Raw genomic sequence first — 23,162 nt, forward strand, 5'->3', positions numbered from 1 at the left:
CACCGAGGCTGCCCATGAATGTCGAATTCCGCCAGATCGAGATCGCTGACACCGACGCCTTTCGTGCGGCCGTCGACATTGTCGCCCGCGAGCGCAAATACATCGCGCTGGTGGAGGCGCCGCCGATCGAGCAGGTCCGCGCCTTCGTCGCACGCAATGTCGAGCGCGGCTATCCGCAAATCGTCGCCGTCGTCGACGGCGCCGTGGTCGGATGGTGCAACGTGCCGCCGGCCAGTCGCGCGGTCTCGGCGCATGTCGGCGATCTCTTCATGGGGCTTGTACCGGAGTTCCGTGGCAAAGGCTTTGGCGAACGGCTGTTGCGGCAAGCCATCGAGGCGGCAGATGTGTTCGGCTTCAGGCGTATCGAGCTCGGCGTCTTCGCGACCAACACCGCCGCTGCCGCCCTCTATCGCAAGGTTGGGTTCGTCGAGGAGGGCATCAAGCGGATGGCGATCGTGATCGACGGCACCTATCACGACGAAATCATCATGGCGCGCCTCAAGGGCTAGCCGGCGTTGCGCGGCAATGCCGGCCGTCGCGTGAAGACCCTAGTACGCGATCTTCATCGCCAGCGTTGCGATCACGATCATGATGGCGCCGCCGACGCGGGTTGCGATCTGGGCAAAGGCCATCAGTCCCATGCGGTCCGCGGCGCCGAGAATGGCGACGTCGCCGGTGCCGCCGAGCCCGGAATGACAGGCCGTCACGATCGCCGCCTCGACCGGATACATGTTCAGCCATTTTCCGACGAAGAAGCCGGATGCGACCATCGCCAGCACCGTCGTCGTGCAGATCGCGATGTAGCCGGGATTGAACGACGCCACGAGCTGCTGCCACGACACCAGCAGCGTTCCCATCGCCACCGGGATCGCGAAGGTGAGGCTGGTCGACATGAACTTGTTGATCTGGTAGGCGCCGAGCTCCATCTCGGCCGGCAACAGCTTTGTCAGCTTGAGCGCGACCGCGGCGATGATCATGAGGATCGGGCCGGGAATGCCGGTATAGGGCGCGAGCACCATGCCGAGCACGAACAGTACGCAGGACAGCACAATGCCGGCACCTAACAGGCTGAGATCGATCGGGTGGTCGGATCGCGCCGGGCCCAGAATGTCGTCATCGCCTGTTTTCACCAGCATGCCCTGGCCGTTGAGGTCGCGCCGTTTTTCGCCGAGGCGGGCGAGGAGTCCGGCCGCGACGATGGCGACGACGTTGCCGAGCAGCGCCGCAGGCACCATTTGCGCCACGAGCTCGGCCTGCGGCCGGTGCAGCATTTCTGAATAGGCAATGGATAGCGGCAGCACACCTTCGGCGAGGCCGCCGCCGATGATCGGCATGATCACGAAGAAGAACGTCTCCCTCGGGCTATGACCGAACAGCAGTCCGACCGTGATGCCGATGGTGATGGCGCTGATTGTGCCGACCAGCAGCGGCACGAACATCCGGAGAAACCCCTGCACCAGGACGCGATGCGGCATGCCGAGGATCGAGCCGGCGACGAGACAGGCGATGAAGAAATACTGCAAGTTGGCGGTGCGGAACGTCGTGGTGATCGCCTTGAGCGCCGTCTCCGGCATCAAGCCGTAGGCAACCATCGCGGCCGGCACGAACAGGCACATGATCGCGGTGCCGCCGATCCGCTTCACGACGGGAATGGTCTGGCCGAGCTTGCCGAGCAGGAAGCCGAGCAGCATCAGCACCGAGAGCCCGCCGATCACATCATTTGGCAGTTTTCCGGAATAGACCGCGGCGGCGCAGACGAGCGCTGCGGGAAAATAGACGGTGATCGGGAGCGGACCGATTTTCAACGCGGTGAGCGCGGATGGTTGCGTCGTCTCCGTGAGCTTGATGGTGGTGTCGGTCAACAATGCCTCCCTCTGTCGTTTTATGTTTGTTTGGTTGCCGGTCTGCGCGCTCCGCTCGCGCTCAGAACCAGGGATTGTCCGCCCGGTGCCGCGCCTCGAAGGCGCGGATGTCATCGGAAAAGACCAACGTCGAGCTGATCGCATCGCGCCCCGTGAGGAACGCCTCCTTCCGCGCCGACCCTATCGCGAAGAGAATGGTGCCGCCGTCGCTGCGGATGGTCTGCTGCTCGAGGTCGACAGTGAGCCTGTTGCTCGCAGGGCTCGCGACGATGCCGGCGAGGGTGCCGACCGTGGCGGCATCGAGGCTGATCGTCAGCAGGCCGTTATTGGCGCAATTGTCGTTGAAGATGCCGGCGAAGGTGGTGCCGATCAGCGCGCGAATGCCGAGTTGCTGGAGGCCCCATACGGCGTGCTCGCGGCTCGACCCGCAGCCGAAATTCGATCCGACGATCAGGAAGCTGGCGTCACGATAGCCGTCCCTATTCAGCACGAAATCTGGATTGGGCTTTCCCGCGATGAACCGAAGCAGGTTGAAGGCGCCGTCGCCGAGACCGCTGCGGTCGACACCCTTCAGGAACATCTTTGGCATGATCACGTCGGTGTCGATATTGGGCGTCGTCATCGGTGCAGCAGCGCCGGAGACGCGATGGAACGGCGTCATTGCAAATCTCCTCCGATCAGGTCGCGCACATCGGTGATGCGGCCGGTGACTGCGGCGGCCGCGACCATCGCCGGACTCATCAGGTGCGTGCGCGCGCCGGGCCCCTGGCGGCCCTCGAAATTACGGTTGGTCGAAGAGGCCGAGCGCTGCCCCGGCGCGAGAATGTCGTCGTTCATCGCAAGGCACATCGAGCAGCCCGATTGCCGCCAGTCCACGCCCGCGTCGATCAGGATCTGCGCGATCCCCTCCGCTTCGGCCTGCGCGCGGACTTGTGTCGATCCGGGAACGACGATGGCGCGGACGCCGGTTGCGACGTGACGGCCCCTGAAGATGCGCGCCGCATCGCGCAGATCCTCGATGCGCGAATTGGTGCATGAGCCGATGAAGGCGAAATCGATCGGCACCGACTGGATCGGCGTTCCCGCCGTCAGGCCCATATAGGCGAGCGCACGTGTGTCCGCCGTCTTGCGCTCCGTCGTGACATTGCTGTCGGGATCCGGCACGCGATCGGTCACGGCGATCGCCTGGTCCGGGCTCGTGCCCCACGTCACCAGCGGGGCGACAGCGCCGGCATCGATCGTCATCTCCCGGTCGAAGCGGGCGTCGGAATCGGAGCGAAGCTGCAACCAGGTCTTTGCAGCGCGGTCCCACATCTCGCCCTTCGGCGCACGTGGCCGCCCCTTGAGATAATCGAGCACCTTCTGGTCGGGCGCGATGACGACGCCGCGTGCGCCGGCTTCGACGATCATGATCGACATCACGATGCGTCCCTCGACGCTCATCTCGGTCACGGCAGGGCCGGCGAATTCCACCGCATAGCCGGTGGCTCCATCGGCGCTGATGCGGCGGATGATCTCCATGACGATGTCCTTCGGCGTCACCCCGAGCGGCGGATGCCCGGTCACATGGATGCGCATCGTCTTCAGTCGGCGGTAGCGCACCGTCGACGTCGCCAGATAATGCTCGATGTCGGAGGTGCCGATGCCGTAGCCGAGCGCGCCGAAGGCGCCGTAGGCGGTGGTGTGGCTGTCTCCGGCGGCGATGACCATGCCCGGCATGACCAACCCTTGCTCGGGGGCGACGACATGCTCGATGCCCTGGCGCGGATCGAGGATGTCGAAATATTCGATGCCGAAGTCGCGGGCGTTGTCGGCGAAATAATCGACCTGACGTGCGGCGTCGGCATCCGGCATCTGCCGTGTGCGGCGAGCCGCGGTCGGATTGACGTGATCGACCACCATCAGCGCTGCGGACGGATTCCAGACCTTGCGTCCGGCGGCGCGCAGGCCGGCAAAGGCCTGCGGGCTGGTATATTCGTTGAGCACGGTACGATCGACATAGAGCAGCACCAGCCCGTCATCGTCGAGGCGCCGAACCATATGCGTATCGATCAGCTTGTCGTAGAGCGTGCGCCCGGACATTCGGCCTCTCCAGAGAAATCTGACTTTCTTCGAGGGTGCAGGACGGCCTTCTGGAAATCCAATGTCACCTCGTGATATGATTATGCGGTATTTGCATAAGCAAGGCGGTGCCATGGAGATCAACTGGCTGCACGATTTCATCGCGGTGGCATCGGCCCGCAGCTTTTCGCGCGCGGCCGAGCAGCGGAATTCGTCGCAGCCGGCGCTGAGCCGCAGGATCAAGGCGCTGGAAGTGTGGGCCGGGGCGGCGCTGTTCGAGCGCACGACCCACGCGGTCAGCCTCACGCCCGCCGGTGATGCATTCCGCCTGACCGCCGAGGACATCGTCCGCCGCCTGTCCGCCGGCCGCCTCGAGGCACAGGAGCTCGCGCGCGGCGCTTCCGACGTGTTGAAATTCGCATCGACCAATGCGCTGTCGCTGACGTTCTTTCCGGACTGGCTGCGCGGAATCGAAACGATGCTGTCATTCGTGCCGAACGTCCAGCTGGTCGCCAACCACATGGAGGCGTGCGAGCGCATGCTGCTTGCGGGCGAGGTGCACTTTTTGCTTTGCCACCATCATCCCGCCGTCGTCACAGCGCTGACGACCTCGCAGTTCCGCTCGGCTCATGTCGGCGACGACTGCCTGATCCCGGCATCCGTGCCGGCATCGCGATCAGGCAGGGCCGCGCGCTTCAGGCTTCCTGGAACGGAAGCCGCACCGGTGCAGGTCCTGAGCTACCGTCAGGAGTCCGGAATGGGAAAAATCCTCGACGCGGTACGTTCGACCTCGCCGCTTGGCGCGCATCTGAAACCGGCGTTCACGTCGCATCTTGCAAAGCTTCTCGTCACCATGGTCCAGGCCGGCCGCGGCATGGCCTGGCTTCCCGAGAGCCTCATCGTTGATCAGCTTGCATCGGGCGCGCTGGTGAAGGCCGGCGGACAGGAGTGGGAGATACCGATCGAGATCCGCGTGTTCCGCCCGCGATCGCGACTGACGCCGGCGGCCGAAGCGTTCTGGACGCACGTTCAGGAGCATCCGCCCACGAGCAGCCGGCGCAAGGCGCCTCGCGTGCGTCGGAGCCGGGGCTAAAGCCCTATTCCTCCGGCTCCGTCGTGAACAGCAGCGGATAGCCTTTGGTGCGGGCGGCGTCGGTGGCGCGGGTGGCCTTGGTTTCAGCGACGTCCTTGGTGAACACGGCGACCACACAGGCGCCCAACTTGTGCGCGGTGATCATGACCTTGTAGGCCTGATCCTCGGTCATGCGGAATTCGGCCTTCAGGATCATGGTTACGAACTCACGCGGGGTGTAGTCGTCGTTGATCAGGATGACCTTGTGTAGCTTTGGCCGCTCGACCTTGGTCCTGGTCCTGGTTTTCGGCGTGGTGACAGTGTCGTTCATTCCGCCTCCCGGAAACGGCGGGCTTGGGTTCCTGCCGGCGATCAGCTCGCGGCCTTCTTACCATATTGCAGGACCTGCACCTTCTCCAAGGTGATCAGCCCGCTCGACATCATGCCATCCAGGATGGGCAGGAATGCGTTGATGTTGTCCTCGCTGTCGACGATCTCGATTAGCAACGGCAGATCCTCCGACAGCCGCAGGATCTTCGAGGTGTGTAGCCGGCTCGACTTGCCGAAGCCCATGGGGCCGCGCAGCACTGTGGCACCGGCAAGGTGCAGCTCGCGCGCCTTTAGCACGATTGCTTCATAGAGCGGCTTGCCCTCGCAATAGTCGCTCTCGCCGATGAAAATGCGGAGTGAAACAGCCTGATTGGGGATCTGCATGGTCAACTCCTTTTCAAGCGGTTGTAGCGGCTCGCCATCATATGGCCGAGCCAGACCGACACCAGCCAGCAGACGATGGACGCCGCGACATAGGCGAGCGCGGTCAATTTCATGCCGCCATGGAACAGGCGGAAGGTTTCCAGGCTGAAGGCCGAGAACGTGGTGTAGCCGCCGCAGAACCCGGTCATGACGAGCTGCCGGTGCTCGGGCCGCGCCAGCACGCGGCCGTCAGGACCGGTCAACGTCGCATAAAAGCCGATGATCATGGATCCCGTGGCGTTGATGAACAGCGTCGCAAACGGAAAACCCGGGCCGGTCTCGAGCACGAGCGAGACGAAATAGCGCGCCAGCCCGCCAAGGATGCTCCCGAAGGAAACCCAGGCATAAAGCATCGCGCTGGGCCAGCGGTCGGTGAAAGAGGGCAATTTCATCCGCCTCTAGCCCCCAAAGCCGTCGGCGAGGAAGAAGCCGCAACTGACGGCGAGGAGGCACAGTCCAACCGAGAACACGACATTGCCGAGTGCGTGCGCCGGCTCACCGTTACGGGCGAGTGTCAGCGTTTGCAGGCTGAACGAAGACACCGTGGTGTAGCAGCCGAGGAACCCCGTCACGGCAAACAGCCACGGATTGGGTGCGGCGAACACCGAGCCGGGATGGGTCGCGAGCGCGCCGAAGATGCCGATCAGGAAGGCGCCAGTGACGTTGATCGTCATGGTGCCCCAGGGAAAGGTCTCCCCCATTCGCCGCGCGATCACGCCGGAAACGAAATAGCGGGCGCAGCCGCCCAGCACGCAGCCGACCATGATTGCGATCACTCCGCTCAGCACGATGAACCGTCTCCCGTCATTCCTTGCTCTCCGTTCTCAAGTCGTTGCCGACGGCAAGCAGTCCCGCGAGCGCGGCCAGCGCGAAGCCAAGCCCTGCTAGGAAGGTGCTGACCGGACCATAGGCGTCCCACAGCGCGCCGGCGATCACGCTCGCGGCCAGCAAGGCAAGCCCAGTGAACAGGTTGAAATAGCCGAAGGCGGTGCCGCGCAGCACTGATGGTGCAGTATCGGCGACGAGGGCCGAGAGCAAGCCTTGCGTCAGTCCCATGTGCAGACCCCAGAGCACGACGCCAAGTGCGAGGCCGGGGAGGCTCGGCAGCAGTGCGAGTGCGAGGTCGGCGCCGGCGAGAAAAACGAGGCCGAGCGCGAGCAGGGCAGTCCGGTTGATCCGGTCCGACAGCACACCGGCCGGATAGGCCGAGAGCGCGTAGGTGATGTTCATGAGCACCAGCACCGCCGGCACCCACATCGCATTGAGGCCGATGTTCTGCGCACGCAGGATCAGGAAGGCCTCGCTGAAGCGGGCGAGCGTGAAGACGACGCCGACCGCGACGACGCGCCAGTATACGGGCCCCAGCTGCCGCATGGCGGCGGTGTTGAGAGGGTTCTTGGCAGGCTTTCGACTTGCGTCCGGCTCCGGCTCATTGACCGCGAATGCGATCAGGCCAAAGGACAAAAACGCCGGTACGACGGCCACCCAGAACACCGCGGCAAAATGATCCGCCGTCCACCACATCAGGCCGATCGCGGCGAGTGGTCCTACGAAGGCGCCGACCGTATCGAGCGATTGTCGCAGGCCGAAGCTCGCGCCGCGCAGGCCCGCCGGCGAGATATCGGCGATCAGCGCATCGCGGGGGGCGCCGCGGATGCCCTTGCCGACGCGGTCGATGAAGCGCGCCGCGACCAGCCAGCCGACGCTGGGGGCAAGGGGGAACAGCGGCTTGGTCAGGGCGGCCAGGCCATAGCCGAGGGCGGCGAGCAGCTTGCGCCGGCCGAGCCAGTCCGACAACGCGCCGGAGAAGATTTTCGTGATCGAAGCGGTTGCCTCCGCGATACCCTCGATGAAGCCGACGGTGAGCGTGGAGGCGCCGAGCACGGTGACGAGATAGACCGGCAGCAGCGCGTGGATCATCTCGGAGGAGATGTCCATCAGCATCGAGACGAAGCCGAGCACCCAGATTCCCCTGGGCAGCCTGGTGCGCGCAGCATTCGGTGTGGTCGTCGTCACGTCCTGACCTTCGTATTCAGACAACAAAAAACCCGCCAGCGGCGGGCTTGTCCATGCTCCCGCCTAAGGCAGAGGCTCATGAATGCCTCACCTCAAGCAGGAGTCATCAGCCCACTACGGTCGTTCGGCCGCCGGGCGGTTGTCGGGGGACTCCATCCCCATCTGCATGGTCAGCCTAGCATGGAAATCACAGGGAACAAGTAGGCGGGCGCTCTGTCCCATGGCGGCGCCAGCGTGGCTATATGGCGGCGGTTTCGCGCAACGCACGAAAATCCCAACGCGCAAATCTCTAACCTGGCAAATCTCTAACCTGGCAAATCTCTAACCTGGCAAATCTCTAACCTGAATGTGAAGCACAAGCGATCTTCGCACTTTGCGGCAAGCCGTTTGCATGTCACCATCGCGTCATACGACGGGAGGCTGCGATGCGCTTGCTGTTCTCGATCGGGGCTGTGCTGGTGGCCGGCGTGCTTGCCGGAGGGGATGTCGCGGGCATCGCGGCACCAAGTCCTAAATTTGAACCGCCGAAATTTGAACCGTCAAGACATCAGCGACAGGCGGCCGACGGTGACGCGCAGTCGGTCGATGTCGAGCTGATCCTCGCGGTCGACGTCTCCTACTCCATGGACATGGACGAGCTCGCGATTCAGCGCGAGGGTTATGCGCAGGCGATCCAGTCCAAGGAGTTTTTGCAGGCGCTGAAGGTCGGCCCCAACGGCAGGATCGCGGTGACCTATTTCGAATGGGCCGCGTCCTCCGATCAGAAGATCATCATCCCGTGGCGTCTCATCGACGGACCGGAGACGGCGGACGCGGTCGCAACCGAGATCATGAAGACGCCAATCCGGCGCGCCTCACGCACCTCGATCTCCGGCGCGATCGGATTTGCGATGCCGCTGTTCGATGAGGATCCCTATCGCGGAATTCGTCGCGTCATCGACATCTCCGGCGACGGCCCTAACAACAATGGCAGCCCGGTCACCTTGGCGCGGGATGCTGCGCTCGAGAAAGGCATCATCATCAACGGCCTGCCGATCATGGTGAAGGAGCCATCCTATTCGACCATGGATATCGACAACCTCGATTACTATTACGAGGATTGCGTCATCGGCGGTCCCGGCTCCTTCGTGATCTCGATCAAGGATCGCGAAAAGTTCAAGGAAGCGATCCGCACCAAGCTGCTGATGGAAGTTGCCGGCCGCACACCCGAGCATCCGGTCGTACACGTTGCGGAGAAGGACAAGGAGCCGCGCGTGAACTGCCTGATCGGCGAGAAAATCTGGTCGGACCGCTGGGGCCGCTAAAGTTCCACCCCGGTGAGGCCAATTGTCTCGCCGCGCGCGATGGTTGGATTAACCGTTCATTAACTACGGCGTGGCCTATTCGATGTGTTTCTGAATGTTTCTGACGCTGCTTCCGAGCAGATTCATGGCCATCGTCACGCAAAGCACCAGCCAGATTTCGCCCGCCAATGAGCGGATGTATCACCTGAGCGCTCTGCTCGGTGAATGGAAGGGCAATTGGGCAGGCAATAACCAGCCCGTCGGCTTCAAGGTCGTGAACATCCGCGGCAGCCGTGCACAGGTCGAGTACACCCATAACGGGCACACCGAGCGTGGTTTTGCCCAGATCACCGGCTCGCTTATCACCTTCGGTGACGGTCGGCACCAAGGACGGCAAGAACCTCGTGCTGTTGTTCTCGGCGGGAGGCGCCAACGGCAACGAAGCGCAGGTCAGCGTCACCACCGACGGCATCACCCGCCAGGGCACCGGCATCGTCTACAAGAACGTCATCATGTTCGGGCAATCCCAGATCGCGACGGATGACGGGAAGAATGGCAAGATCATCTACCAGGTCGGCATGAAGTCCTTCATGGTGCCGGTGACCAAATATCCGCCGGCGGATTCATCGTCCTCGGTCGATGTGACGGCGTAGCCGCTCTCACGGTTGCTTGCCGCTCGACGGCGTCAGCGCCTGCAATTGCCGGTCGATTTCCCGCACAACATTGCAGGCGGGCGCGAGGGCGCCGTCGCCAATCAGCTGCCAGACCTCCTTTGCCTGTTCGGCCAGATGCGGAATCGTCAGCGGCAAGTGCGCTGCTTCCGGCAGCGCGCCCTTTTCATTGATGAGATAGCGCTCGTTCAGCGCGAACAGGACCTGTGCGACGCAGACGAGCGATCGGTAGATGCATCCGGCAATGTGGGTCCGCTCGTCGCGCGCGATGGCAAGCTCGGCATTTTCGACGCCAAACAGCACCTCCCATTGAAAGCGCCGGATCAAAGCATCGCGCAGGGATCGCGGATAGGGCAGCGCAATAGATTTCAGTCGCGCGATCAGGGCTCGCGGATCGTGCATCGGCTGGCAATAGGCGATCTCGCCCATCCAGATGGCCGAGCAGAAGCCGTGCGGATGACCGGGCTGGTAGTCCATGGTGACGGTCCCTGCGCGGCAGGCTTCCATCACAGCTTCGACGGCATCGGCGTTACGGTAGAGCAGATCGACCTTGTATCCCTCAACCGACAGCCACGCGCCGCCGACGATCCACGGTCCCCACTCGCCGATCGGCGTCACTGAAGCGGCCGCCGGGTTTTCGGCGACCGCCTTCGCGGCGGCCAGCAGCCGTTCCATATCCAGCGGAGCGGCCGCCGTGAAATAGAGGCCGATATCGTAGTCGGACGTCGTATGCGCGCTGCCCCGCGCACGCGAGCCGCCGAGCACAATGGCCTCGACGCCCGGCACTTCGGCAAAAGCGGATGTCGGGCGCGTGAGCAAGGGATCTTGCGTCATGAACGACGTGTACTGCTTCTATTTCGCCGCGAGCGACGGTAGCGGCGAGACGCTATCATTTGGGGCTTCCGCCTGCATCGTGATCAGCGCCGCCCTGTTCGATCGTCAGCTTACGGCGCGGCGTGACCCATTCAAGGCCTTGGTGCGCATGCTAGGTTGCGTGGGATGGGGACGGACGCCGCGGCCTGACAAAGTCGACCGCGGCGCCCGGATCAGATCCGTGCCTCCAGGATCAGGTTGAAGGGTGTTTCGGCGGCGCGACGGAAGCGCGACAGGCCGCCTTCGCTGGCGACCTTGCGCAGCCTTGCCTCGCCGGCTTGCGCGCCAAGCGCGAGGCCCACCTCCTGATCGAGCGAGGCCGGCGTGCAGATCATGGTCGACGCCGCATAGTAGACGCGCCCGACCGGGTTGAGATTATCCTCGAGGCGGTCGCCCGCGAACGGCTCGACCAGCATGCAGGTGCCGTCCTTCGCCATGGTTTGACGCACGTGGCTGATGGCGCCGACGGGATCGCCCATGTCGTGCAGGCAATCGAAGAAGCAGACGAGATCGTAGCCCTCGGCCGGATAGGTCTTGGCCGAGTGAACCGCGAAGTTGACGCGATCGCCGAGCTTGGCCTCGGCTGCCGCCTTGCGCGCCGCCTCGATCGAGCCCTCGTGATAGTCGAAGCCATAGAAGCGCGAGTTCGGAAAGGCTTCCGCCATCAGCCGCGTCGAGACGCCGTGGCCGCAGCCGACATCGGCGACCTTGGCGCCGCGCTTCAGTTTGTCCACGACACCGTCGAGCGCGGGCAACCATTCTTGCACCAGATGATGCATGTAGCCGGTGCGGAAGAAGCGGGCGGTGCCGCAGAACAGGCACTCGCTGCGCCGGTTCCAGCCGACGCCCTTACCGGACTTGAATGCATCCGTAATCTTCGGCTCGTCGAGAAACGCCGCGGCGATGACATTGCCGACTGCGCCGAGAAACACCGGGCTGTCCTCGTCGGCAAGCGCCATTGCTTGTTCCGGCAGCATCGAGAACTTGCCGGAAACGGAGTCGTATTCCACGTAACCGGAAGCCGCCTGGCTCGCCAGCCACTCGCGGACGTAGCGTTCGTTCGTTCCGGTGGCGCTTGCCAGCTCAGCGGAATTCATGGGTCCCTTGGCGGCGAGGACGCGGTAGAGACCGAGCTTGTCGCCCAGCAGGACCAGCGACGCGTTGATCGCGGCCCCAACCTCGGTGATCATCTTTCCCATAAAGGCATTCAACCTGTCGGAATTGACCTCCATGACAGCCTCCATACAAACGCTGGGCATTTTCAAGGGTTTGCGCAATTGCGCGCTGCAGGACTGCGCAGGCTTTCGCGGTCAAAGCCGCGGCCTGAGCATGTGCGTCCTCTATGTGGGTCAATCTGGCGAGGGCGAGGTTCAACGTGTCGGCAAGACGTAATCCCGGAACTTGATGACGCGACAGCCGGCGCTGCTCCGCTGGCATTCGCGATGTTCGGAGGGTATAATCGGAGCACTTTTGACGGTAGCCGGAATGTCCAGCCTCGCACGCTCTTGTGGTTTTGCAGCTTTGCTCGCCGTGCTTTGCCTCGGCGGGGCGCCCATTCATGCGCAGGTCGCACCCCTGCAGTATTGGATCCCGGGCGGGGCTTTCGGTCTTGGCAGCAGCGCCGACAGCTACGGCAACTTTCCAAGCTTCAATGCCGGCGATGCCCGCGACGGTTACGGCTTTCGCCCCGGTTTCTTTGTCGGAAGCCAGAGCGGCAATCTCGGTCTGAGCGGTTTCAGCCAGGCAGGTCTGGCCGGCAATCTCAGCGCGCTGTCCTACGACAGCACGCAGTTCGGCTACAACATGAAAAGCGCGGGCGGCATGCCCGTGACGTTCTTTGCCGGTTTCGACACACTGAAATATGGCAACGGCATTGGCAGTTCGGTTGCGCCGCTGACCTCCAGCGCTGCACCCGGCTATGGCGCATTCGGGGGTGTCGAGTTCAAGCCAACGTCGAACCTCAGCCTGTCGTTCGGAGCCGGGTTCACCCAGCGGGACTCGGGCCGCATGGACAGCGACATCAGGTCGAACATGCTGCCGGGCGAGTCGCCGGCGTTGGGCGCGCTTCGGCGCTAACGCGTAAACTTTGCCACCAGCTCCACATGTGGCGTGTGGCGGAATTGGTCGACGGGCACTACCGCGTCGATCTTGTAGCCGCCGTCGATCAAGAGCCGCGCGTCGCGGCCAAAGGTTGCGACGTTGCAGGATACCGCAATCACGACAGGCACCTTGCTCGCGGCAAGCTTGAGCGCCTGCGCCTGTGCGCCCTGGCGCGGCGGATCGAACACCACGGCATCGAAATCGCGCAGCTCCGGCGGCACCAGCGGACGGCGGAACAGGTCGCGTGGCTCGGCCTTGATCGGCTTGAGCCCCGGCGTGCGCGCGGCCTTCGCGAGCGCGGCAATCGCGCCGGCGTCGTTGTCGTAAGCCGTGACACGCGCCTTCTCGGCGAGCCTCAGAGCGAACGGGCCGACGCCGCAGAAGAGGTCGAGAACCTCCTTTGCCTTGCCAACGCGCTCGGCAACGAGTGCAGCGAGGGTCTCTTCCCCCGCCACCGTCGCCTGCAGGAACGAGCCCGGCGGCAGCGTCACCTCGGCGCGGCCCATCTGCAATGTCGGCGGCACGCGTTGCAGCACCAGCTCGCCATGCCGCGTCAGCCGCGCCAGGCGATGCTGCTCGGCGACGCGCGACAGCGCCGTGACCAGCGGCGTCGGCAGCGGGCCGGAGCCGCGCACGTCGACATCGAGGCCGCTGGCGGTCGCGGTGACCTGGATATCGAGCGGCTTCGTCATTAGCATTTTTGACGTCAGCGGTTCCGCGAGCGCCCAGGCGGCATCGAGCGCGCCATCGAGCGCGGGATCGAGGATCGGGCAGCGATGGATCGGGATCACGTCGTGCGAGCTTGCCGCCGAGAACCCGACCTTCAGCACGTCATGCGTGCCGAACCTTCCGTGCAGCGTCACGCGCCGGCGGCCAACGCCATGGGCATCGACCAGCGGCGCCACCTCGCAATCGATGCCGGCCTGCGCCAGCGTCTCGATCACGATGTTGCGCTTCCAGGCATGATAGGGCTCGGCCGCCCAATGCTGGATCGCGCAGCCGCCGCAGATGCCGAAATGCGGGCAGAACGGCTCAACACGCTCGGGACTTGCGACGTCGACCGCGAGCAGCTTGCGGCGGTCAGGATGGCCCGCGACATGGTCTGCCTCGACACTCTCGCCGCCAAGCGTGTAGGGCACGTAGACCGCATCGCCGGTCGTCAGCGAGACGCCATCGCCGCGATGGCCGACATGATCGATCGTGACGCGTTCAACCACGGCGCGCGCCCAGGAAGAATTCGATGTTGCCGTCCCCGCCCGCAATCGGGGAGGGAAACACCTCGATGTCGGTGCAGCCGAGCGACGCGGCAAAGGCCGCGATGTCGTCGCAGATCTCCTGATGCACCGCGGCGTGGCGGATGATGCCTTTCTTGTTGTGCTTCCGATCCGCCTCGAACTGCGGCTTGATCAGGGCGAGCAGGCTCATCGGCGCAGCCGCGAGCGACAGCGCCACGGGCAGCACCGCCTTGAGCGAAATAAAGCTGACGTCGATGACGACGACATCGGGCCGCGCCGGTAGTCGCTTGCCTTCATAGCTGCGGATATCGGTCTCCTCTATCGACACGATCTTGGGATGATCGCGCAGCGAAGCATGCAGCTGGCTGGTGCCGACGTCGATGGCGAACACCAGGCTCGCGCCGTTAGCCAGTAGCACCTCGGTAAAGCCGCCGGTGGAGGCGCCGACGTCGAGGCAGACATGGTCCTCGATGTCGATTGGGTAGCGCTCCAGTGCGCCCGCGAGCTTGACGCCGCCGCGCGAGACGTAAGGGTGCGCAGGCTCGGCCTGGATCACCGCGTCCTCGGCGATCGTCTCCGAGGGCTTTGCGACCTGCTTGTCGTTAGCCCTGACGAGGCCGGCCTCGATCGCCGCGCGCGCCCGCGCCCGGCTCTCGAACAGGCCGCGCTCGACCAGCAGAACATCCGCGCGCTTGCGGGCAGGGGACATCGGTTCTCCAAAGACGACTGAAGCGCTTATCTAGCGATCAATCGCGCGGCTGCCATCCGGACGCAAGTCTCGAACGTGGCGAGATCGTGCCAAACGTCGACGGGCTGCTTGGCCGGCGTCACCAGCGGGCAGCCGTGCAGCTCCAGCGCATGGATCATCATGAGATTGTCGACGAGGCCAAAATCCTCGACCGTCAGCCCCTGTGCGTCGACCAGCCGCCCGTCCTCGGAGGCGACGTGCATGAAGCGGCCGACACGGTCGGCGTAGGTGGTGCCATCGTTGGAATAGGCCATGCAAAACTTGCGGCGGCCGGCCATGTAGCCGAGCTCGTAGACAGTGCCCGGATCGGCGCCGGCGCCGCGGAACGGCGTCAGATTGGCAATGATGGCGTCGGCATCGTCCATCATGGCCTCGTTGCCGGCAAAGATCTGCCGCGAAGCGTCAGGCGTGGCGAGGTCGATGGCGTTGTCGAGCGGATACAGGCCGGTGAGGCCATGGGCAGCGCAGATCGCGGCCTTCTGCCGGCCGATCTCGACCGCATCCGGCAGGAACACGTCGGGACCTGCCAGATAGATTTTCATGAACGTCGCACTGCTTCGCGTCAGGCCGAAGCTCGCCCTCAGGCGAGCTTGACCGTCTCGGTCTTGACGTCCTTGCCGAGCGCCTCGAACACCTTGGCGACGATGCCCTTGGCGTCGAGACCGGCGCGGGCGTACATCGCGTTCGGCGTGTCGTGGTCCAGGAACACGTCGGGCAGGACCATCGTGCGGAACTTGACCATCCCGGTGTCGAGCACGCCCTGGTCGGTCAGGAACTGCGCGACATGCGAGCCGAAGCCGCCGACCGAGCCTTCCTCGACCGTGATCAGGACGTCGTGGTCACGGGCGAGCTTGAGCACCAGCTCGGTGTCGAGCGGCTTCATGAAGCGCGCATCCGCGATCGAGGTCGAGAGGCCATGGGCGGCGAGCTCGTCGGCTGCCTTCTCGCACTCGGCCAGACGCGTGCCGAAGGAGAGCAGGGCGATCTTGCTGCCCTGGCGGATCATGCGGCCCTTGCCGATCTCGAGGGGAACGCCAACCTCGGGCATCTCGATGCCGCGGCCTTCACCGCGCGGATAGCGCAGCGCGCTCGGGCGGTCGTTGATCGCAACCTGAGTGGCGACCATGTGCACCAGCTCGGCTTCATCTGCCGCCGCCATGATCACCATGTTCGGCAGACAGCCGAGATAGGCATTGTCGAACGAGCCGGCATGCGTCGCGCCGTCGGCGCCGACGAGGCCCGCACGGTCGATGGCGAAGCGGACGGGCAGGTTCTGGATTGCGACGTCATGGACGATCTGATCGTAGCCGCGCTGCAGGAAGGTCGAGTAGATCGCGCAGAACGGCTTGTAGCCTTCGGTCGCAAGACCGGCGGCAAACGTCACCGCGTGCTGCTCGGCGATGCCGACGTCGAAGGTGCGGTCGGGGAAAGCCTTGTTGAAGATGTCGACGCCGGTGCCGGACGGCATCGCCGCGGTGATGGCGACGATCTTGTCGTCCTTCTCGGCTTCCTTGACCAGGCTCTGGCCGAACACGTTCTGGTAGGCCGGCGCGTTCGGCTTGGCTTTCGCCTGGGTGCCAGTCGCGACGTCGAACTTGACGACGGCGTGGTACTTGTCGGCGGAAGCTTCCGCCGGGCCGTAGCCCTTGCCCTTTTGCGTCACGACGTGGACCAGGATCGGGCCGGTCTCCATGTCGCGCACGTTCTTCAGTACGGGCAGCAGGTGATCGAGGTTATGACCGTCGATCGGGCCGACGTAATAGAAGCCGAGCTCCTCGAAAAGCGTGCCGCCATCCATCATGAAGCCACGGGAATATTCCTCGACGCGGTTGGCACGGTTGGCGAGGATCTTCGGCAGGCGCTTGTTGATCTGCTTGGCCGCCTCGCGCAGCGTGCGATAGGTCTTGCCGGAGTAGAGGCGCGACAGATAGGCGCTCATGGCTCCGACCGGCGGCGCAATCGACATGTCGTTGTCGTTGAGGATGACGATCAGGCGCGAGTTCATGGCGCCTGCGTTGTTCATGGCCTCGTAGGCCATGCCCGCCGACATCGCGCCGTCACCGATCACTGCGATGACGTTGTTCTTGCCGCCGGCGAGGTCGCGTGCGACGGCCATGCCGAGGCCGGCGGAAATCGAGGTCGAGGAATGCGCGGCGCCGAACGGATCGTAATCGCTCTCGCTGCGCTTGGTGAAGCCGGAGAGGCCGCCGCCGGTGCGCAGCGTGCGGATGCGGTCGCGGCGTCCGGTGAGGATCTTGTGCGGATAGGCCTGATGGCCGACGTCCCAGATCAGCCGATCGCGCGGCGTGTCGAAGACGTAGTGGATCGCGGTGGTGAGCTCGACCACGCCGAGGCCCGCGCCGAAGTGACCGCCGGTCACCGAGACGGCGTCGATGGTCTCCTGACGCAGCTCGTCGGCAACCTGGCGAACCTGTTCCACCTTGAGCTTGCGAAGGTCGTCCGGCGTCCGGATGGTGTCGAGAAGCGGCGTTTTACTATATGCGTTCACGGCGATTTCCAATTTGTCAGCGCCGGAAGATCGTTCCGGTGCGCGATGGGTTTGCACAATGTCGGCGCAGCGCGAGTCCTTAAACCGTCGGAGCCACCTGCATGGGGCAAAAGCCCCGTCTTCAAGCTTAGGTGAGCTTAAGTGCGCTCCGGTTCAGTCTCTGTGATCCTTGTCACGTAGATCGGCTTCGTCCGTCCCAGCCAATTTCATTAGCGATTTGAAGCGCTTGTCGTCGGAAATCGGTCCCCACGTCAAAGCTAACAAAAAGCCACACTCTGCGCAGCTTTACACCAAAGCTTGGGCCAAAGCCAACCCGGCCCGACCGATTACGGGCATGCCCGTGCAACCCGTGGGCCAGGGTGGTTAATCCTGGCGCCGGCGGACGGTTCCAGCCTTGCCCAGTTCCTTGGCAGGATTTTGGGCAAGCGCGAGGCTTTTTCGGATGGATTCGAGAGGCCGGAGGTTCCCTCGCGGAGCAGTTCCCCAATCTTCATGGGCCCAGCCATTTGGCCCTTGAAGGGAAGGGCAGCGTGCGATCATGAAAAATTGCAGGCGGCCATTGCCCAAAACGGGCGGCTTTTGTGCGGCGGCGCTTACTGCACGTCGAGCGGTGCAGTGCCGTTGGCTTGGCCGCTGGCATCGATGGTGATCTTGTCGACGCGCGCCTCCGCCTGGCGCAACAGCTCCTCGCAGCGGCGCTTCAGGGCTTCGCCGCGCTCGTAGATCGTGACGGATTCCTCGAGCGGCACCTTGCCGTCCTCAAGCCGCTTCACGATCGTTTCGAGTTCCTCGATCGCGCGCTCGAAGGTGAGCCGGGAGACGTCGACTTGGGTATTTTCGGCCATATCCGTTTCCGATTGCCCGATTCGCTTCTCGTGTAAAACAGCAGAGTTTTGCGGGCTTAATGTGGCGGGTCTGTCTAGGCGCCCATCAGGGCGCCGACATGCGCCGTAACAGATTCTTTCAGTCCTTGCAGGTCGTAGCCGCCTTCGAGCACAGAAACAACGCGCCCGCCAGCGGACTTGTCGGCAAGGTCCATCAGCTTGCGCGTGACCCAGCTGTAGTCCTCAGCACGCAAATTCAGCGAGGCCAGCGGATCGCGGTAATGCGCGTCGAAGCCCGCGGAGATGATGAGCAATTCGGGGCTGAATTTTTCGAGTTGCGGCAGGATCAAATTCTCGAACGCACTGCGGAATTCGGGCCCGCCGTCTTCCGAAGCGAGCGGTGCGTTGACGATGGTGTCGTGATCGCCGCGTTCGCCCTTGGCGCCGGTGCCCGGAAACAGCGGCATTTGATGCGTCGAGCAGTACATCACGGTCGGGTCCGACCAGAAGATGTCCTGGGTGCCGTTGCCGTGATGCACGTCGAAATCGACGATGGCCGCGCGCTTGATGCCATATTTGCGCTGCGCATGGCGCGCGGCGATCGCGGCATTGTCGAAGAAGCAGAAGCCCATCGGCTTGCCGATCTCGGCGTGATGGCCGGGCGGGCGCACCGCGACGAAGGCGTTGCGGTGCTCGCCGTTCATCACCGCTTGGGTCGCAGCCACGGCGCCGCCGACGCCGCGCATCACCGCTTCCCACGTGCCGGGGGACATCGAGGTATCGCCGTCGATATAGACCTGGCCGCTGGCCGGCGCGATGTGACGCAGCTCGGTGACGTAATCTTCGTTGTGGCACAGCGTGACGAGGTCGAGATCGCCCTCCGGCGCCAGGTCGCGGGCCAGGAACTGGAAGCGCTCAACCGACAGCGCCTCCTCCACCGCGCGCAGGCGGTCGGGTCTTTCAGGGTGTCCCGGCGGCGTGACGTGGTCGAGGCAGGCCTTGTGGGAAAGGAGAAGCGTGCTCATCAGGTCGGCCTCACTGGGAACGAACTCTCGACGTCGCTTGGCGCATCCAACGACAAAACGCAATGCAAAACCCAATCTATGCGTTCCATCGCGAATGGCAAAGGGCGTCCCGTTCCGCCCAGGTTTGATCCGGATCAATTCACCCGCAGGATGCGGGTCGACGGCAGCGGGCCGATCGGACCATGTGCTTTAAAGAAGGCAAACAGCGCATCGGCGTCATAGCCGCCATATTGCGGCGAAGCGCCCTGTCTCGCGACCGTAAAACCATCGCCACCGACGGCGAGGTAATCGTTGACGGTCACACGGTAGCCGGTACCCGGCTCGATCGGCTTGCCATTGAGCGTCATCTTGTCGGCTATCACGCGCTCGCCGAGCGGCTTTGATGCGTCCCAGCTATAGCTGAACCCGATCGACACCTGGAGAATCCGAGGCCGCTTCGGATCGAGCCATTGCTGCTCCAGCATGTCCTTGAGCTGGCTGCCTGACAGCGTCATGGTGACAAGGCGGTTGCGGAACGGCTGGCTCGCGAACAGTTCGCCATAGGACACCGCGCCGTTCTCTTTCGGGATGATGTCGGTGCGGATGCCGCCGGGATTGGTGAACGCGATGACAGCGCTGCCATCCTTGGCGTCCCTGGTTGCGGCAAGCTGCGCATCGGCGATGACGTCGCCGAGTGCGCTTTCGCCAGCCTCGTTCGGCACGCGCGACAGCGTCTGCGTCACCGATCCGGCCGGCCGGTTGGCAATCGGCGCCGAGAGGTTGTCATAGGCGTCGATCAGAGCGGTCTGCTCGGGATCCTTGGCGAGCGAAGCGTTGGCGACGATGACGTTCTCGGCCCTGGCGCCGACGATGTCGCGTGTTGCGGGATCGAGCTTGAGGTCGATCGCGGTGACGAGCGTGCCGTATTTGTCGCCGCTCGTCACCAGCCGGCCGTCGATTTGGCAAACATAGGCACGATGGGTGTGGCCGCTGACCACGACGTCGACGGCGCGGTCGAACTTCTTGACGATGTCGACGATCGGCCCCGCAATCGCCGGGCATTCGTTGTAATCGCCGCTTGGCTCGCCGCCCTGGTGGATCAGCACCACGATCGCCTCGACGCCCCGCGCCTTCAATTGCGGCACCAGCGCGTTCACGGTCTCGGCCTCGTCGCGGAATTCGAGCCCGGCAATGCCTGACGGAGAGACGATGCCGGCGGTGTCCTTCAAGGTCAGCCCGATGAAGGCGACCGGGACGCCCTCGAACTCCCTGATCTCGTAAGGCGGCAACACGCTCTTGCCGGTCGCAGTCTCGATGGTGGAGGCCGCAAGATAATGAAATTTTGCGCCGGTGAAAGGATGCGGTCCCTGGCATCGGTCCTCCGGATGGCAGCCGCCGTTCTGCATCCTGAGCAACTCGGTCTTGCCTTCGTCGAATTCGTGATTGCCGACAGAGGTGATCGCAAGCCCCATCATCGAGAGCGACTCGACCGACGGCTCGTCGTGAAACATCGCCGACAGGAACGGGCTCGCCCCGATCAGGTCGCCGGCGGCGACGAAGATGGTGTTCTTGTGCCCCTCGCGCAATTGCTTGACCAGCGTTGCCATGTACTCGGCGCCGCCGGCGGCGACCATCACTTTCTTGCTCTTGTCTTCGGGATCATTGATGCGGATGCCGCCCGGCGGCGGACGGAGATTGCCGTGGAAATCGTTGATCGCGAGAATGCGCAGCTCGACGGGCGCCGCGGTCTGGGCCGCGGCGGGCAGGGCGGCGAGCGCGAGGGCGAAGCTGGTCAGGCGGAGAAGATGTCGCATGGAACAAGATTAGTCATTCCGCGCGAAGATTTCACGAAAGTTCTCTTGCCTACCTCTTCTTCCTGTTCGCAAACGCATTGAACGCGGCCGTGGCCTCGTCCGATTTCAACCGTTCGCCGAATAAATGGGCTTCCTGGTCGATGCGGCGGGTGAGCTCTTCCGGGGCTGGGCGCAGCAATTTGCGCGAGATTGCGACCGCCTCCGCCGGCAGCCGGCAGATCTCGCGCGCCACCTTGCGGGCCTCGACCTCGGTATGTCCCGGCGACACCACGGTGTTGACGAAGCCGGCGGCATGGGCCTCCGCGGCGGTGAAGCTGCGTCCCATCACCAGCATGCCGAAGGCGCGCTGGTAACCCATGGTGCTCGGCATCAGCAGGCTGGCGGCGCCGACCGGCACGAGCCCGAGATTGATGTAAGGCGCCGAGAAGGTCGCGGCGTTGGAGGCGAGCACGTAGTCGCAGTGAAACAGCATCACGGTGCCCATGCCGATCGAGGCGCCGTCCACGGCTGCGATGATCGGCTTGACGTTGAGGGCCAGCGAATACAGGAATTTGGCGCCGTCCGACAGCGTCTCGGGCCGCGACGCGTCGGCCTTGATGAAATCGTCGATGTCGTCGCCGGCCGTGAACACGCCGGAGCCGCCCGTGATGATCATGCAGCGGATGTCGGGATTGTTCTGCGCGGTGTCGATCGCGCGGCTCATTTCGCGATACATGTCCTGGGTGATCGCGTTCTTCTTGCCCGGGCGGCGCAGGGTGATCACGCGCGTTCCACGCTCTTCGGTGACGACGATATTGCCGTTCGGCATGAGGACTCCCTCCGGCCGCCGCGGCGCTTGCCATCGGCGACTCTTGCGAGGCGCAGCCTACATGATCGGGCAGGCGTGCCAATCCTGCGGCTCAACCATTTCGGTGGTGATACCCGCGAGCGGTCGCATGACACCCGTCCGATGATGGCGCTCGTCCGGGAACCGTGGCGCGAAAAGCTGGATCACATGTGCTGCGGAGTTTTGCGCATTGCAACAATCGGCTACAATGTTTCGATTGAAAAACCGGTGGTTGTGCGTCACGATCAGCCGTCTCGTTCCATGAGGTCGATACTTGATCGATGATTGCCGCAACGGGCGTTGACGAATCCTCGCTTCACTACCGCGGCTGGCGCGTGGTGCTGGCTTGCTTCCTGATGGCCTTCTTCATGTTCGGCTTTGGTCTTTACGGCCAGGGTGTCTATCTCGCCGAGCTCCAGCGCGCCCATGGCTGGCCCGGTACGCTGGTGTCCGCGGCCAGCACCTTCTCGTTCCTGCTGACCTCCGTCCTCGTCATCTTCACCGATGATCTGCTCGCCCGCATCGGGTTGCGGGCGCTGATCCTGTGCGGGCTGACGGCGCTTGGCGCATCGACGGCGCTGCTGGGACTGATGCAGGCGCCCTGGCAGCTCTATCTTGCCTATGCGCTGATGTCGGTCGGCTGGACCGGCATGGGATCGGTGGTGATCGCGACGGTGCTGAACGCTTGGTTCGCGCGGCGCCGCGGGCTCGCGCTCAGCCTCGCCTTCAACGGCGCCACCTTCGGCGGCATCATCCTCGTTCCGGTTTTGCTGGCGCTGAGCAGCAGTATCGGTTTCCGTTCAGCCATGCTGGCGGCCACCATCGTGATGGTGGTGCTGGTGCTGCCGGTGGTCATCGTCTTCACCGGTTGGCCGGTCGACGCGTCGCCGAATGGAGCAGGTGTCTCTGGGGGCAAGGCCGCGCGTCATTCGCGGAAGGAGCTGCTCGCCAACGCGTCATTCTGGACCATGGTGCTGCCGATCGCGATCGCGCTGTTGGCGCAGATGGGATTCATCATCCACCAGGTGACGTTTCTCGAGCCGCTGATCGGCCGCGCCAGTGCAGGCCTCGCGGTCACCATCATGGCGGCGATGGCGGTGGTCGGCCGGCTGTCGCTCGGCCTGTTCGTCGACCGGCTCGATCCGCGGCTTGCCTGCGCGGCGTCGATGACGAGCCAGGCGGCGGCGCTGCTCGTTCTCCTGCAAAGCCAGAGCCCGACCGTGCTGCTCATGTGCTGCGCCGTCTATGGCTTCTCGATCGGCAACATGATCACGTTCCCCCCCTTGATCATCCAGCGCGAGATCGGCAGCACGGCTTTCGCGGCCGCGATGGGGTTGGGGACGTCGATCAGCGGCGTCGTCAGCGCCTTCGGCCCGGGCATCGTCGGCCTCGTGCGCAGCGCGAGTGGTGACTACACCATGGCGTTCGCGATGTGCGTTGTGCTCGATGTCGTCGCGGCCGGCATCGTGCTGTGGCGGCCGGGAAAAAGAGCCGAGGTCGCAGCTTCGTAG

The 23,162-nt window shown here is 64.1% G+C and carries 23 protein-coding genes, 1 pseudogene and 1 riboswitch; of the genes and pseudogenes, 6 read left to right on the top strand and 18 right to left on the bottom strand.

The features are described 5' to 3' along the window. Window positions 1-14 precede the first annotated feature (14 nt). Window positions 15-509 (top strand): GNAT family N-acetyltransferase, encoded by a 495-nt coding sequence (locus ABIC09_RS11805; protein WP_354036009.1) that lies wholly within the window; start codon window positions 15-17, stop codon window positions 507-509. A 39-nt stretch (window positions 510-548) separates the two neighbouring features. On the opposite strand, the gene ABIC09_RS11810 is transcribed toward ABIC09_RS11805, so the two are convergent. From ABIC09_RS11810 to leuC, 3 genes are all read right to left on the bottom strand, one after another. After that, entirely contained in the window at window positions 549-1,862 is a 1,314-nt protein-coding gene (locus ABIC09_RS11810) for a 2-hydroxycarboxylate transporter family protein (protein ID WP_354109354.1), read from the bottom strand. 61 nt (window positions 1,863-1,923) lie between these two features. Continuing rightward, window positions 1,924-2,523, bottom strand: coding sequence for a 3-isopropylmalate dehydratase small subunit (gene leuD, locus ABIC09_RS11815; protein WP_354109355.1), 600 nt, complete (start codon window positions 2,521-2,523; stop codon window positions 1,924-1,926). Next, window positions 2,520-3,944 (bottom strand): 3-isopropylmalate dehydratase large subunit, encoded by a 1,425-nt coding sequence (leuC, locus tag ABIC09_RS11820; RefSeq protein WP_354109356.1) that lies wholly within the window; start codon window positions 3,942-3,944, stop codon window positions 2,520-2,522. The genes leuD and leuC overlap by 4 nt, the downstream gene beginning before the upstream one ends. Window positions 3,945-4,026: 82 nt before the next feature. Between leuC and ABIC09_RS11825 the strand changes: the two genes are divergently transcribed. Then, a complete protein-coding gene (locus ABIC09_RS11825) occupies window positions 4,027-5,016 on the top strand; it encodes a LysR family transcriptional regulator (protein ID WP_354109357.1) in 990 nt (329 codons plus the stop codon). 4 nt (window positions 5,017-5,020) lie between these two features. Here ABIC09_RS11825 and clpS read toward each other — a convergent pair whose 3' ends face one another. From clpS to ABIC09_RS11850, 5 genes are read right to left on the bottom strand one after another with little or no spacing between them, the layout of a single operon-like run. After that, window positions 5,021-5,326 carry an ATP-dependent Clp protease adapter ClpS gene (clpS, locus tag ABIC09_RS11830; protein ID WP_148752581.1) on the bottom strand — a complete coding sequence of 102 codons (306 nt, stop codon included), beginning with the start codon at window positions 5,324-5,326 and terminating at the stop codon, window positions 5,021-5,023. 41 nt (window positions 5,327-5,367) lie between these two features. After that, window positions 5,368-5,709, bottom strand: coding sequence for a DUF190 domain-containing protein (locus ABIC09_RS11835; RefSeq protein ID WP_148752580.1), 342 nt, complete (start codon window positions 5,707-5,709; stop codon window positions 5,368-5,370). 2 nt (window positions 5,710-5,711) lie between these two features. Then, window positions 5,712-6,140 (bottom strand): fluoride efflux transporter CrcB, encoded by a 429-nt coding sequence (gene crcB / locus ABIC09_RS11840; protein ID WP_148752579.1) that lies wholly within the window; start codon window positions 6,138-6,140, stop codon window positions 5,712-5,714. Between the two features lie 6 nt (window positions 6,141-6,146). Continuing rightward, window positions 6,147-6,536, bottom strand: a complete 390-nt coding sequence (gene crcB / locus ABIC09_RS11845) for a fluoride efflux transporter CrcB (protein WP_148752578.1) — start codon at window positions 6,534-6,536, stop codon at window positions 6,147-6,149. Window positions 6,537-6,552: 16 nt separating this feature from the next. Next, the gene (locus ABIC09_RS11850) at window positions 6,553-7,764 is read right to left on the bottom strand and encodes an MFS transporter (RefSeq protein WP_148752577.1); all 1,212 of its coding nucleotides are present in this window, start codon (window positions 7,762-7,764) and stop codon (window positions 6,553-6,555) included. Between the two features lie 90 nt (window positions 7,765-7,854). Next, window positions 7,855-7,933, bottom strand: a riboswitch (Fluoride riboswitch). Between the two features lie 256 nt (window positions 7,934-8,189). On the opposite strand from ABIC09_RS11850, the gene ABIC09_RS11855 reads away from it, so the two are divergent. Then, window positions 8,190-9,068 carry a DUF1194 domain-containing protein gene (locus ABIC09_RS11855; protein WP_148752576.1) on the top strand — a complete coding sequence of 293 codons (879 nt, stop codon included), beginning with the start codon at window positions 8,190-8,192 and terminating at the stop codon, window positions 9,066-9,068. 124 nt (window positions 9,069-9,192) lie between these two features. Continuing rightward, window positions 9,193-9,700: pseudogene (locus ABIC09_RS11860) on the top strand (hypothetical protein). Window positions 9,701-9,706: 6 nt separating this feature from the next. On the opposite strand, the gene ABIC09_RS11865 reads toward ABIC09_RS11860, so the two are convergent. Together ABIC09_RS11865 and ABIC09_RS11870 are read right to left on the bottom strand one after the other, a co-directional pair. Next, window positions 9,707-10,552 (bottom strand): nucleotidyltransferase domain-containing protein, encoded by an 846-nt coding sequence (locus ABIC09_RS11865; protein WP_354109358.1) that lies wholly within the window; start codon window positions 10,550-10,552, stop codon window positions 9,707-9,709. 212 nt (window positions 10,553-10,764) lie between these two features. Continuing rightward, window positions 10,765-11,823, bottom strand: a complete 1,059-nt coding sequence (locus tag ABIC09_RS11870) for a class I SAM-dependent methyltransferase (protein WP_187434993.1) — start codon at window positions 11,821-11,823, stop codon at window positions 10,765-10,767. Between the two features lie 253 nt (window positions 11,824-12,076). Here ABIC09_RS11870 and ABIC09_RS11875 point away from each other — a divergent pair, with 253 nt between their 5' ends. Then, window positions 12,077-12,667, top strand: a complete 591-nt coding sequence (locus ABIC09_RS11875) for a hypothetical protein (protein ID WP_354109359.1) — start codon at window positions 12,077-12,079, stop codon at window positions 12,665-12,667. Here ABIC09_RS11875 and ABIC09_RS11880 read toward each other — a convergent pair. The 8 genes from ABIC09_RS11880 to ABIC09_RS11915 form a co-directional block, all read right to left on the bottom strand. Continuing rightward, entirely contained in the window at window positions 12,664-13,908 is a 1,245-nt protein-coding gene (locus tag ABIC09_RS11880) for a class I SAM-dependent RNA methyltransferase (protein ID WP_354109360.1), read from the bottom strand. The two genes, ABIC09_RS11875 and ABIC09_RS11880, sit on opposite strands and share 4 nt — an antisense overlap. Further along, the gene (locus tag ABIC09_RS11885) at window positions 13,901-14,635 is read right to left on the bottom strand and encodes a TlyA family RNA methyltransferase (RefSeq protein WP_354035997.1); all 735 of its coding nucleotides are present in this window, start codon (window positions 14,633-14,635) and stop codon (window positions 13,901-13,903) included. The genes ABIC09_RS11880 and ABIC09_RS11885 overlap by 8 nt, the downstream gene beginning before the upstream one ends. Window positions 14,636-14,661: 26 nt before the next feature. Continuing rightward, window positions 14,662-15,216, bottom strand: a complete 555-nt coding sequence (locus ABIC09_RS11890) for a nucleoside 2-deoxyribosyltransferase (protein ID WP_148752570.1) — start codon at window positions 15,214-15,216, stop codon at window positions 14,662-14,664. Between the two features lie 38 nt (window positions 15,217-15,254). After that, entirely contained in the window at window positions 15,255-17,183 is a 1,929-nt protein-coding gene (dxs, locus tag ABIC09_RS11895) for a 1-deoxy-D-xylulose-5-phosphate synthase (RefSeq protein ID WP_354035994.1), read from the bottom strand. A gap of 593 nt (window positions 17,184-17,776) precedes the next feature. Beyond that, window positions 17,777-18,028: an exodeoxyribonuclease VII small subunit gene (locus ABIC09_RS11900; protein ID WP_148752568.1), complete on the bottom strand. Its 252-nt coding sequence runs from the start codon at window positions 18,026-18,028 to the stop codon at window positions 17,777-17,779. 74 nt (window positions 18,029-18,102) lie between these two features. After that, window positions 18,103-19,032 (bottom strand): histone deacetylase family protein, encoded by a 930-nt coding sequence (locus tag ABIC09_RS11905; protein WP_148752567.1) that lies wholly within the window; start codon window positions 19,030-19,032, stop codon window positions 18,103-18,105. Window positions 19,033-19,166: 134 nt separating this feature from the next. Further along, window positions 19,167-20,825 carry a bifunctional metallophosphatase/5'-nucleotidase gene (locus tag ABIC09_RS11910; protein ID WP_354109361.1) on the bottom strand — a complete coding sequence of 553 codons (1,659 nt, stop codon included), beginning with the start codon at window positions 20,823-20,825 and terminating at the stop codon, window positions 19,167-19,169. Window positions 20,826-20,874: 49 nt separating this feature from the next. Further along, window positions 20,875-21,633, bottom strand: coding sequence for an enoyl-CoA hydratase-related protein (locus ABIC09_RS11915; protein WP_148752565.1), 759 nt, complete (start codon window positions 21,631-21,633; stop codon window positions 20,875-20,877). Between the two features lie 299 nt (window positions 21,634-21,932). On the opposite strand from ABIC09_RS11915, the gene ABIC09_RS11920 reads away from it, so the two are divergent. Continuing rightward, complete coding sequence (locus tag ABIC09_RS11920) at window positions 21,933-23,162, top strand: MFS transporter (RefSeq protein ID WP_148752564.1); 1,230 nt, start codon at window positions 21,933-21,935, stop codon at window positions 23,160-23,162.

Source organism: Bradyrhizobium sp. S3.12.5, assembly GCF_040548225.1.
GTDB classification, from domain to species: domain Bacteria; phylum Pseudomonadota; class Alphaproteobacteria; order Rhizobiales; family Xanthobacteraceae; genus Bradyrhizobium; species Bradyrhizobium cytisi.